The sequence below is a fragment of the Granulicella sibirica genome, from assembly GCF_004115155.1.
Lineage (GTDB): Bacteria > Acidobacteriota > Terriglobia > Terriglobales > Acidobacteriaceae > Edaphobacter > Edaphobacter sibiricus.
Window position 1 is genome coordinate 176,108 of sequence record NZ_RDSM01000003.1, and the last position, 11,840, is coordinate 187,947.

Consider the following 11,840-nt stretch of genomic DNA (forward strand, 5'->3'; position numbering starts at 1 on the left):
CTCCTGCGGGCTCTTGCGCACACCGCGACCTCATCTGTGCGCTTTCGTTTCCAGTAAACATGAGAAAACGATTATAAAAAACATTTCTTTGCGCTTGCTAGGATGCAAAACGTAATGCATACTAGCGTCACCCTTCTCATAACGAAGCAGTAACACGGTCTTTCGACTCGACACCTTGCATTCGCCATCACACTGGAGGCTCACCATGAACAAGCCCTGTAGAAGGAATGCTTTCCTTTCTTCGGATCGATCCGGATTGGAATCCATCCGCCGCTTTCTTCTTGTTGCCAGCCTTGCCCTTTGCTTCCTGGTATTGCGGGTGCCGCTGTCCGGGCAGACGGTGAACGCCACCCTGCGCGGAACGGTGACGGACGCGTCCGGCGGTGCAGTTCCGGCGGTTCATTTGAGTCTTGTGGAGCCCTCGACCGGACAGGTTGTGCGCGAGGCCACCTCAATGGCGAATGGAGACTATGAGTTCGGGGAACTGAAGCCGGGTACTTACGAGCTTCGGTCGACAGCGGCTGGATACAAGATGTTCGTGGCGGCGAACATCCTGCTGGATAGCGGTCAGATACGACGCGTCGATGCGCAGCTAGCGCTCGGTGAGGCGGCTGAAGAGGTGACGGTTTCAGCGGGAGCTGCGCTGATCGCTACTGAGTCGGCGACGATCCAGGGTGTGTTCTCGGCGAAGCAGCATGATGAATCACCGCAGGTAACGATCTATCCCACGACCTACTCGATGCTTACGACGCTTTCCGGCGTACAGGGCGGAACGGGAACGCCGATCGCGAATGGGCAGCAGCAGGCGCAGCAGACGCAGACCTTCGACGGTATTCCGAACGATCTGCAGGGAGCGCAGAGCAACAACGCGAACTTCTTCGAAGAGGTCTCGGCGACGCTGTTCAACGCGCCGGCGGAAAGCGCGGTTCCGGTGCAGATCAACGAGGTAACCAAGCGCGGCAGCAACTCGTTTCACGGCAAGGCGAGCTATCGCATCTACGATTCGGTCTTCAACGCAGAGGGTTTCTACGATACTTCGAAGACTCCTTACATCCAGCATGAGTGGAACATCGAAGGTGGCGGGCCGATCTGGAAGGATCGCACCTTCTTCTATGGGCAGTGGTTCGCGCAGCGGATTCCACTGGGAACGCAGTATCACGCGAGCGTTCCGACGACGAACTGGAGAGCGGGCGTATTCGCTACCACGATCATCGATCCGACTACCGGGCAGCCGTTCGCCAACAATACGATTCCGACCAGCCGCATCAGCTCTGTCGCTCTGGCGTTCCAGAACAACTATCTCCCGGCTCCGAATACTGCTTCGAGCAGCCAGGTCAACGACTACTCGTTTCACTTCCCCTTCAACAGCGATCTCTATCGCGGTGACTGGCCGATTGCGCGTGTCGATCACAACCTGACGAAGAACAACAGCTTCTTCGTTCGGTGGTTGATGCGGCAAACTCCTTACGTGCTGAATGACGGTTTGCCTTCGTTGGTTTGGACGCGTCTTCGGCGGCACCAGCAGTATGCCGCTGGCGATACGCACATCTTCTCGGCGCGGCTGTTGAACAACTTCCGGTTTGGCTACTCGACTGACTATCTTATCGATGGTCAGTCGGAGGCGGGACAGACTCCTCCGGATGGAAGCAAGGTGCTTTCGACGACGGGACTACAGGGATCGAATCCTAGCGGGCAGACTGGTCAAGGGTTCCCGACGGTTACTATTACTGGGTTGACTTCGCTGGTGAATGTTCCAGGTGGTACGAAGGCGAATAATCACATCATCACGGCGAATGATTCCATTAGCTGGCAGGTCGGAAGACATGTCTGGAAGTTCGGTGGCGATGTGGAGCACTTCGATAACTTCTACGGACGTGTAACCGACTACGGAACGTTTGCGTTCGATGGTTCGATCACTGGTAGCGCTTATGCGGACTTCCTGCTTGGTCTGCCGAGGACGACTCAGAGGACGAATCCGCTTGGAGACCGGGAGCAGACGCTGACGGAATATGGTCTGTATGCGGAGGATTCGTTCAAGCTGACGCGTAAGTTGAGCCTGGACTATGGCATCCGCTGGGATCTGTATGGAACGCCGAGCGCGCAGGATCACCTGATGTATAACTTCGATCCGACGACTGGAGATGTGATCGTGGATCCTGCAGCGCTCTCGAAGGTGAGTCCGCTGTATCCCTCGACGATCACGGTGAAGACTGGCGATGTGCAGGCGATTGCCGATAAAACGAACTTCGTTCCGCGTCTCGGAGCGGCTTACCAGTTGTCCGATCACTCGGTGGTGCGGGGTGGATATGGGATCTATATCTCTCGTCTTGGTACTGCTGGCGCGTTCAACAACTTCCTTCCCATCAATCCGCAGCTTGGTTCTACTGGGCCGTTCGCGTTGAGCGAGATCTATGCGCAGAACACGCCGAGTCCGACGACTCCAGCGTTGCTGTCGTTCCCGAATCCTTATCCCTCGAGCACAGCGCTTGCTTCGGTTCCGAGCCAGAGTGTAAATGCTTATCCGCGGAATATCTCGAATGGCCATATTCACCAGTTCAGCGGAACGTATGAGGTCGAGTGGCGAAAGATCGGCATTCGGAGTTCGTATGTCGGTTCGCGCAGCACGGGTTTGAACTATTCGTTGAATACGAACAATCCTCCTGCGGGGACGACGGCTTTTACGACGAGTTCGCGGCCTTATCCAAATCTTGTTTCGACTACGTTTCTGCGGTTCGATGGTGGAGCAAAGTATGACAGCCTCCAGGTCGATGTAAAGCGGCGCGCTGGCGGGTTTACGTTCAATGCGAATTACTCTTACTCGCGGAGCAAGGCAAACTTTCTCGATACCGAGAATGCGTATGACGTGCTGAGCCACTGGTCGAACGATGGTTTGACTCGTCGACACTATGCGGTTGGAAGCGTGGTCTATGCGCTTCCATTCGGACACGGACGGCAGTTCCTTTCAAACAGCAATGGCTATCTTGACCGGGCTGTCGGGGGCTGGTCGACGAACCTGATCACGTACCTTGCTTCGGGAACTTACTTTTCGCCTTCGTTCTCGGGCTCGGATCCTTCGCACACGAATACGTTTGGCGGACTTCCGGACCTGGTTGGCGATCCGAACGCGGTTCCTGGCGGTAAGAGCAAGACCGACTGGTTCAACGTGGCGGCGTTTTCGATTCCTCAATCCGGACACTTCGGCAACGCGCTTCCGAACAGCCTGGAGAGCCAGAAGCTCTACCTGACGCACCTTTCGCTCATCAAGGAGACGGCGATCACGGAACGGGTGAAGTTCCAGTTCATCACGCAGATCTCGAACCTCTTCAACCATCCGCAGTTTGTTCCTCCGAGCGGAAGCATCACCGTCGCGGGTGGAAACCAATTTACGACGCAGGTTGGAACGTTCAGTTCACTCGAGGTGGCGAAGCCACGGCAGATCACTTTCCAGGGAGGCTTCACCTTCTGAGTTGTTTGCGAGACAGGCTGTGGGGGGGGGTACCCCCCCCTCCCATAGCCCGCGTCTAACTTATTTCTTTTCAATAAGATGCATACCACAAACCGCTGTAACTTACTCATAATAAGGAACTTACGGCTAAATATTAGATATCAAAGAAGTTAGGAACGAGCAGCGCAGGAGTCACTGGGACAACGCGGCTTTTTTTCTTCTTCTTCCATTATAGTGATCTGACCTAACTAAACGGACATGGCTAACCCTATTGATTTGAATGGGTTAGGTGGTTTCGGGGCTTGACACGCGAATTTGCTGGTGTTTTTGAAGGTGCTTCTCGAAAGTTTTCTAAAAAAGGAGCTCGGCGATGGGAAAGAAAGAGCAAGGGATGCCAGAGGACAGCACCCGGAGGGACTTTCTCCGTCTTGGCGCAGTGGCGACGATCGGAATCAGTGCGGCAGCGGCTCTTCCGGCGCAGGCGCAGAAGACGTCTGTAGGGACGATGGTGAACGTGCCGTTCGAGGCGAAGACCCCGCGCATCGCGATCGTGGGCGTGGGCGGGCGGGGAACTTCGCTGCTGAAGAACCTGCTTGGGACCGATGCGGAGATTGTCGCACTTTGCGACATTTACGAGGAGAAGGCCAAGAAGGCACAGGCTCTGGTGGAAGCTGCGGGACGGAAGAAGCCGGAGATCTACTTCGGCAATGAGCACTCGTTCGAAGACCTGATGAAGCGAACGGATGTCGACCTGGTGATCGCGGCGACGTACTGGCAGTGGCATGCGCCGATTGGCGTGGCGGCGATGGAGAGCGGAAAGCATGCGGCGCTCGAGGTTCCGGCGGTGACCACGATGGAGGACTGCTGGAAGATCGTGAACACTTCGGAGAAGACGCGAAAGCACTGCCTGATTCTCGAGAACTGTTGTTATGGGTACAACGAGACGCTTGTGCTGCGGATGACGCATGCGGGCGAGCTTGGCGACCTGCTGTATGGCGAGGGGGCTTACCTGCATGACCTGCGCGACATCCTGTTCTCGAGCGAGGGCGAGGGGCTTTGGCGGCGGGCGTCGCATACCCAGCATGATGGGAACCTGTATCCGACGCACGGGCTTGGGCCGGTGGCGAACTTCATGGGGATCCAGCGTGGCGACCGGTTTACGACGATGGTCTCGATGAGCTCGAGGCAGCGCGGACTGGACGTCTACCGCGCGCAGACGGTGAAGGCGGGCGATCCGCGGATGGCAGAGAAGTACATTGCGGGCGATATGAACGTGTCGCTGGTGAAGACGGCCGGCGGAAAGCTGATCACGGTGAAGCACGACGTGGTGAATCCGAGGCCTTACTCGCGGGTGAATACGGTTTCGGGGACGAAAGGTTTGTTCGAGGATTATCCGCCGCGCATTTATATCGATGGGCAGGCGGGTGGTGAGAAGTATGGGACGCTCGATGCGTGGAAGCAGTATGAGCATCCGCTTTGGAAGAACGAAGGGGAGAACGCGAAGAAGATGGGCGGTCACGGCGGGATGGACTTCCTGATGCTGTTTCGGCTGGTGCAGTGCATGAAGGAAGGGCTGCCGCCAGATATGGATGTGTACGACGCCGCGGCCTGGTCGTCGATTGGGCCGCTTAGTTTTGATTCGGTGGCGCATGGGGGCGGGCCGGTGGACGTTCCGGACTTTACGCGTGGGCACTGGCGGGATCGCAGCGCTTCGGCGATTGCTTTGCAGGCGTAGCTTCCGTGGATGGGCGGAGGGAGTTACGAGACGGGTCGTTGCGGGCGGTTGTGCTTGCCGATGAAGGTGGGCGGGTGCAATCGCTGCTCGATGTGGACACGGGTGTGGAGTTTCTGCTGCAGGCGGAGGGGACGTGGCGGGAGCAAGAAGCTTCGCTGAATGCGCGGTTCGAGGATGGGTGGTGCGCGGGGATTGAGGAGTGTCTGCCCAGCGTTGGCAAGTGTGGGCCGGAGACTGACGGTGGGGCCGTGCCGGATCATGGGGATTTCTGGCAGACGCCCTGGGTGGTGGAGGACGGACAGGGTGGGGTGAGGCTGACGGCTTTGGGCTTCAGCCGGCCACTGCGGTTTACCAAGACGATGGCGCTGCGGGGCCGGGCTTTCCTGGTGGATTACGTGGTGGAGAATGTGGGCTCAGAGACGACTTCCTTTCTCTACGCCTGCCATCCGCTGCTTGCGGTTGAAGAGGGCGACGTTGTGGTGATGCCGGCGGAGGTTACGCGGCTTGCGGTGCATTCCTCTCTTGGGGCTCGGCTCGGTGGGGAGGTTTCGTGGCCGGAGCATGAGGGGATGGACCTGGGGCTTGTGCTGGGGCGGGATGCGGGGGTGGCGGAGATGCTTTACACCCCGCGGCTGACTGCCGGGTGGTGTGGGGTGTATCGGGCTAAGGCTGGGCAGGGGATTGTGCTGCGGTTTGATCCGGAGATGCTGCCTTACGTGGGGATGTGGCTCTGCTATGGGGGCTGGCCGGTCCCTGGAGCGGAGCCGGTGCAGTATGCCGTTGCGCTGGAACCTACGGTGGCTGCTTGCGGGACGCTGGCGGAGGCTGAGAGGCTTGGGGTGGCTCGGGTGCTTGCTGCGGGTGGTACGGGTGGTTGGTGGATTGAGTTTGAGGTTTCGCAGGCGGGGATGGGGTTGGAGGAGTTTCGGGGGTTTTGTGATGGGACGCGTTCGTAAGGCAGAAGCAAACGCAGATTCCCTTCGGGAATGACAACCGGATAGGCAACGGCAAGTGCAACGACATCCGCGGGGTGCCAGTTTCAGGGGTTGGGGTGGGTGGCTAGGAAGTGTTCGCGGAACAGGGGGTCGCGGAAGGCTTCGGTGCCGCCGGCGCGCTGGGTGGAGAGGGCTCCGGTGATGTTGCCGAGGGCGGCGGCGCGCGTGGGGGATTCGCCTCGGAGCCAGGCGGTGAGGAAGCCGGTGTTGAAGCTGTCGCCGGCTCCGATGGTGTCGATGGGCTGAACGGTTAGGGGTGCGATGTGGTCGCGCTGGGAGCCTTGCTGGACGATGGCTCCGCGGCTACCGCACTTGACGACGATGAGGGGGATGCGCGGGGAGAGCTTGTCGAGGGCTTCTTCGAGGTTAGAGGCGCGGGCGATGCGGAGGATCTCGTCCTCGTTGGGGATGAGGATGTCGATGAGGTCGAGGAGGGGCGAGAGGACGCCGGACCATTGGTCGGCGGGGTCGTCGTTGGTGTCGAGGGAGAGGGTGAGGCCGCGGGACTTGAGGATGGTGAAGAGGTAAGGGAGGTCGGGTGCGAGGGCGGTCTGGAGGAAGAGGGAGGAGAGATGGAAGTGGCGGGAGTCGGCGAGGTAGTCGATGTCGAGGTCGGCGAGGTTCATCTCGGCCATGACGCCGGGGTAGGTGAGGATGTGACGCTTTGAACCGTGGGGGAGGAGAACGGTGACGCCGGTGCCGAGGGTGGGGTGGAGGGTGGAGCGGGAGAGGTCCACGCCGCTGGAGCGGAGGCGTTCGAGGGCGATGGCGCCCATGTCGTCGCGGCCGGTCTGGGTGATGAAGCCGACACGGTTGCCGAGGACGGCGAGGTTGTGGGCGAGGATGGCGGAGGAGCCGCCGAGGGTGAGTTGGAAGGCGTCGCCGAGGAGTTCGCGCTCGACAGGCATGTGTTCTGGGAGGCCGTAGAGGATGAGGTCTAGATTGGTTTCACCGGCGAGCGTAAGATCGAAGCGTTTTGTGCTTGGGGAAGAATCGGGCATCGAACGAGGGGCTCTTTTCTTTTGAAATGAAGCGAGCGAGCAGCTTGTTTGTTATTATTACTTATCTTTACTTACGATTCGCGAAAAAGAGAGGAACATCTTTGCGATGGCAAGCACTCAAATGACGACTTTAGCAGGCTTTCTTGAACTTTCGGTCGAGGAGCAGGAAGCCCGCGGGCTGCGGTTTACGCCGCAGGAGATCGCGCAGCAGCCGGATACCTGGGAGGCGACGGCGCGGCTCTTCCGCGAGAACCAGGGGCGGATCTGCGAGTTTCTGGATAGCGTCGGGGTGCGGTCGGGGGTTGAGGCAAAGCCGGTGGTGCTGCTGGTGGGGGCGGGGACGTCGGACTATATCGGGCGGTCGCTGAGCTTGCTGCTGCGGCGGACGTGGGGATGCGAGGTTTCGGCTTGTGCGAGCACGGAGCTGCTGCCGAATCTCGAGGACATGATTGTGCCGGGGCGGAAGTATCTGTGGGTTTCGTTTTCACGCTCGGGCGACTCGCCGGAGGGTGTGGCGGTGATCGAGCAGGCGGTGAGGCTGTATCCGGAGATTGCGCACCTGGTGGTGACGTGCCATGCGGAGGCGGCGATGATTTCGGTGGCGAAGAAGGCGGACCGGTCGTGCGTGCTGGTGCTGGATGACGCGGTGAACGATCGCAGCCTGGCGATGACGAGCTCGTTTACGAACATGGTGGTAGTGGGGCAGTGTTTGGCGCATGCGTGGTCGTTCGACGAATATGAACGGGTGATGGAGCGGCTGGCTCGCGCAGGGCGGGAGATGCTGGTGAGTGCGGGGAAGGAAGCCGAGCGGCTGGCGTCGAAGGGGTATGGGCGGATTTGCCTGGTGGGTACGGGGGCGCTGGCGGGCGTGGCGAAGGAGAGCGCGCTGAAGGTGCTCGAGATGACGGCGGGGCAGGTGAAGACGATTCCAGAGACGGTGCTTGGGCTGCGGCATGGACCGATGGCGGCGCTGGATTCGGGGACGTTGTTTGTCTGCTTTGTTTCTCAGGATGGGCGGCGGGCACGGTATGCGGGGGATCTGCTGCGGGAGATTGGGGCGAAGGGTGTTGCGGCGGAGAGGATCGCGGTTGGGCCGGCTTCGATGCGGGAGGAGTTTCGTGGGTGCTGCGAATCATACCTGGCGGTTCCGGATGAGATTGGCGATGGATATCGGCCGGTGGTGGATGTGATCTTCGGGCAGTTGCTTGGGCTTTTCAACTCGGTGGCGCATGGGTTGAAGCCGGATGCTCCGAGCCCGGGGGGCGTGATCAGCCGCGTGGTGCAGGAGTTCCGGATTTACTGATCGGAGTAATGGATGCGCCGTAACGCTGTTGAAGGTACTGCAAAGAAGCCGGTGGAGGAGATCGAGGGCGGGGCGCAGATGCTCATCGAGGAGCGGCGTCAGCACATCCTCGGGCTGGTGCAGCAGCATGGGCGGGTGCTGGTGGATGACCTGTCGCAGGCGCTGGGGATTTCGCGGATTACGATTCGCAAGGATCTCGATGCGCTGCAGATGCGCGGGGTTCTGCAGAGGACGCATGGCGGGGCTCTGCTGCCACAGGCTGGGACGCTGTTCGATCCTTCACTGAAGGAGAAGGAGACGCAGCGGTCGGAAGAGAAGGTACGGATTTCGGCGGCGGCGGTGGAGCTGGTGAAGGAAGGTCAGTGCGTGCTGCTGGATTCGGGTACGACGACGTCGGCGATTGCACGGGCGCTGAAGAAGTTCAGCCGGCTGACGGTGATTACGAACGCGGTGAATATAGCGGCGGAGCTGAGCAGTACGGACTTCGAGGTGATCATGACGGGTGGGTCGCTGCGGAAGAACTCGTTCTCGCTGGTAGGGCCGCTCGCGGAAGAGATGCTTCATGAGATGCATGCGGACATACTGTTTCTCGGGGTGGATGGGTTCGACCTAGAGATGGGGTTGACGACGCCGAACATGATGGAGTCGCGGGTGAACCGGGCGATGGTGAAGGCTTCGACGATGGTGGTGACGGTGTGCGATTCGACGAAGTTCAATCGGCGGAGCTTGTCGAAGATTGTGGATATTGGCGCGATTCATCATGTGATTACGGACGACAAGCTGCCGAAGGCGACGGCGGATGCGATCCGGAAGATGGGTATTCAGTTGACGTTGGTTTAGGTCTGCTTAGGAGATCGTGTGGCGGAGATTGAGGATAAGTTTGTTGCGATGGTGTCGGCGAAGGCCGAGGTTACGTTGCCGTTGAGCCAGTTTCATCCGCGAAGCATGCTGCATACGGCAGAGCACGAGATTTTGCGGCCTCGGTTTCCGGTGATTGATTATCACAACCACCTGGATGCGCAGGATCCGGCGAAGGTGCTCGCGATCATGGACGAGTGCGGGATCGAGCACACCGTCAACATCACGATGATGGTTGGAGATGAGGCGCTGCGGCAGATGGAGCGGTATCGGCTGGCGAGTGAGACGCGGTTCTCGACGATCGGGTGGATGGACTGGTCGGACGCGACGCATCCGGAGTTCGTGGAGCGGAGTGTGAAGCGGCTGGAACGGCTGGTGGAGCATGGGGCTGTGGGGTTCAAGATATGGAAGGATCTTGGGCTGTCGGTGAGAGATGCTTCGGGCAAGTTGATGCAGGTCGACGATGAGCGGCTTGCGCCGATCTTCGATCGGGCAGGGGAGCTTGGGATTCCGGTGATGGTGCATATTGGGGATCCGCTGGCTTTCTTTGAGCCGATCGATGGAAACAACGAACGGTATGAAGAGCTGGCGGCGCATCCTGACTGGGGATTTCATGGGGCGCAGTTCAGCAAGGCGGAGCTGCTGGAGCAGAGGGATCGGGTGTTCGCGCGGCATCCGGGGACGACGTTCGTGGGGGCGCATATCGGGGAGGACTCTGAGAACCTTGAGCGCGTGACGGCGATGATGGAGGCGAACCCGAATGTGATGGTGGATATCAGCGCGCGGGCTTCGGAACTGGGGCGTCAGCCTTACTCGGCGCGGAAGTTCTTTCTGCGGTTTGCGGATCGGATTCTGTTTGGCGCGGACCTGGTGCCAGAGGTATCGATGTACCGGCTGTACTACCGGTTCCTGGAGACGGCGGATGAGTACTTCGAGTATCCGACGCATGCATCGGGGCAGGGGCGATGGAATATCTACGGGATCGATCTGCCGGACGATGTGCTGCGCAAGGTGTATCGGGGGAATGCGCTTCGCCTGCTTCCCCGGCTTTCTGCTTAGTGGTTGAGGGGCAGCGGCTGTACTCTGGATTCAGATCCAACGCATCCTGAACGGCTGGAGTGAATGCCATCGAAACGTCTGTGCTCGAGACGACCGACGCACCTATCAGCGGTATCGAACGCTTTGCCATTCAGCCTGTCCCGGACTATCTCAAGACGGTCCGGTGGCCGGATCTGTTTCTGCTTGTCAGCAACTTTCTTATCAATCCTTCGACGATCGTGATTGGCGGGCTTGCGGTTGCATCAGGGCTGTCATTCTGGTCTACCGTAGTTACGTCGACGCTTGGGATACTTACTGCGTTCTCGGCTTACATCATCATGGCAACCGTTGGTGTCGACTACGGCATTACGGGACAGGTTGCGTGCCGCATGGTGTTTGGGATCCAAGGGGCGAAGTGGCTTCCTTCGATCATGCGGGTGATTGCTTCGACTTACTGGTTTGCGGTGCAGACGATTGTTGCGGCTAGTGTTGTCGTTGCTATCCGGCACCAGCTTACTGGTGGGAGCTACTCGGTGGTGTGGACCGGGATTGTGCTTGCGAGTGCGCAGGTTGTGCTGGCGCTGGTTGGATACGACTGGCTGAAGCAACTCTCGCGCTATGGGTTTCCGATCAAGATCGGCGGGATCGGATATATGTTCTGGCTGCTTGCGCATGTGGCCGAGCCGAGCTACCGGCCATCTGCCGTGCTGCATTTTCAGGAGCATACAGGGTGGCACTATGGGTTGTGCGCGGTGTGGCTCAACAGCATGGTGGCGGCGTGGCTTACGATGATCACCGATGCGGCGGACTTTTGCCGGTATACCCGCAGCCGCGGGGACATGTGGTGGGGAACGATGCTCGCCGGTTTGCTTGCGACCGCGTTCTCGGTCTCGCTTGGAGCTTATGCAGGGTGCGCCTCGCTTGGACGTGAGTCGAACCCCTTCTCGCTGGCGGCTACTATCGATCCGCACTGGTTTACGCTTGGGCTTATCCTGCTGGTCATCACGCTCGACGAGACTACGATCAATGTGATGAATCTTTATACGGGCGGGCTCTCGCTGACTAACTTCATCGAGCGTCCGGGGCGGTTCTGGAATACCCTAGCGGTTGGCGTCGTCAGCGTTGCGCTTTCTGCCTTTCCTTCTCTTCTTACACGGCTTCTTCCGTTCACTACTTTTCTTGGGAATCTCTTTGCTCCGCTGGCTGGAGTGCTGCTCTTCCACTATCTCTTCGTCGCGCGCATGCATATCGACCTACCGGCGCTGTTCGATCCGGACGGCATCTATCGGTACTTTCATGGGGTAAATGTCGTCGCGATCGCGTGGTGCGTGCTGGGTTATGGCTTCTACTCCGTGCTGCCTACTGGTGCGCTGCCAGCCGTGCTTACGCCCGTGGTTACCGGGCTTGGCTATCTCCTCTCGATGCGCCTGCTTCCCCATCAGTTTCGCCAGAGCCTTGGATAAGT

At 59.3% G+C, this 11,840-nt stretch carries 8 protein-coding genes; 7 read left to right on the plus strand and 1 reads right to left on the minus strand.

Annotation, left to right across the window (positions count from 1 at the left end; genetic code table 11):
- Nucleotides 1-205: 205 nt before the first annotated feature.
- The 3 genes from GRAN_RS17610 (at nt 206) to GRAN_RS17620 (ending at nt 6,136) form a co-directional block, all read left to right on the plus strand.
- Nucleotides 206-3,466, plus strand: a complete 3,261-nt coding sequence (locus tag GRAN_RS17610) for a TonB-dependent receptor domain-containing protein (RefSeq protein ID WP_128914368.1) — start codon at nt 206-208, stop codon at nt 3,464-3,466.
- 349 nt (nt 3,467-3,815) lie between these two features.
- The gene (locus GRAN_RS17615; RefSeq protein ID WP_128914369.1) at nt 3,816-5,180 is read left to right on the plus strand and encodes a Gfo/Idh/MocA family protein; all 1,365 of its coding nucleotides are present in this window, start codon (nt 3,816-3,818) and stop codon (nt 5,178-5,180) included.
- Between the two features lie 38 nt (nt 5,181-5,218).
- Complete coding sequence (locus GRAN_RS17620) at nt 5,219-6,136, plus strand: aldose epimerase family protein (protein WP_241654903.1); 918 nt, start codon at nt 5,219-5,221, stop codon at nt 6,134-6,136.
- An 83-nt stretch (nt 6,137-6,219) separates the two neighbouring features.
- Here the strand turns inward: GRAN_RS17620 and GRAN_RS17625 are convergent, their stop codons facing one another.
- On the minus strand, nt 6,220-7,176 hold the full coding sequence (locus GRAN_RS17625) for a carbohydrate kinase family protein (protein WP_128914371.1): 957 nt from the start codon (nt 7,174-7,176) through the stop codon (nt 6,220-6,222).
- 106 nt (nt 7,177-7,282) lie between these two features.
- On the opposite strand from GRAN_RS17625, the gene GRAN_RS17630 reads away from it, so the two are divergent.
- From GRAN_RS17630 to GRAN_RS17645, 4 genes are read left to right on the plus strand one after another with little or no spacing between them, the layout of a single operon-like run.
- Nucleotides 7,283-8,479 carry an SIS domain-containing protein gene (locus GRAN_RS17630; protein WP_241654912.1) on the plus strand — a complete coding sequence of 399 codons (1,197 nt, stop codon included), beginning with the start codon at nt 7,283-7,285 and terminating at the stop codon, nt 8,477-8,479.
- Between the two features lie 12 nt (nt 8,480-8,491).
- A complete protein-coding gene (gene agaR, locus GRAN_RS17635) occupies nt 8,492-9,319 on the plus strand; it encodes a transcriptional repressor AgaR (protein WP_241654914.1) in 828 nt (275 codons plus the stop codon).
- A gap of 18 nt (nt 9,320-9,337) precedes the next feature.
- Nucleotides 9,338-10,396 (plus strand): amidohydrolase family protein, encoded by a 1,059-nt coding sequence (locus GRAN_RS17640; protein WP_128914372.1) that lies wholly within the window; start codon nt 9,338-9,340, stop codon nt 10,394-10,396.
- Nucleotides 10,397-10,455: 59 nt separating this feature from the next.
- Complete coding sequence (locus tag GRAN_RS17645) at nt 10,456-11,838, plus strand: purine-cytosine permease family protein (RefSeq protein WP_128914373.1); 1,383 nt, start codon at nt 10,456-10,458, stop codon at nt 11,836-11,838.
- The last annotated feature ends 2 nt before the right edge of the window (nt 11,839-11,840 follow it).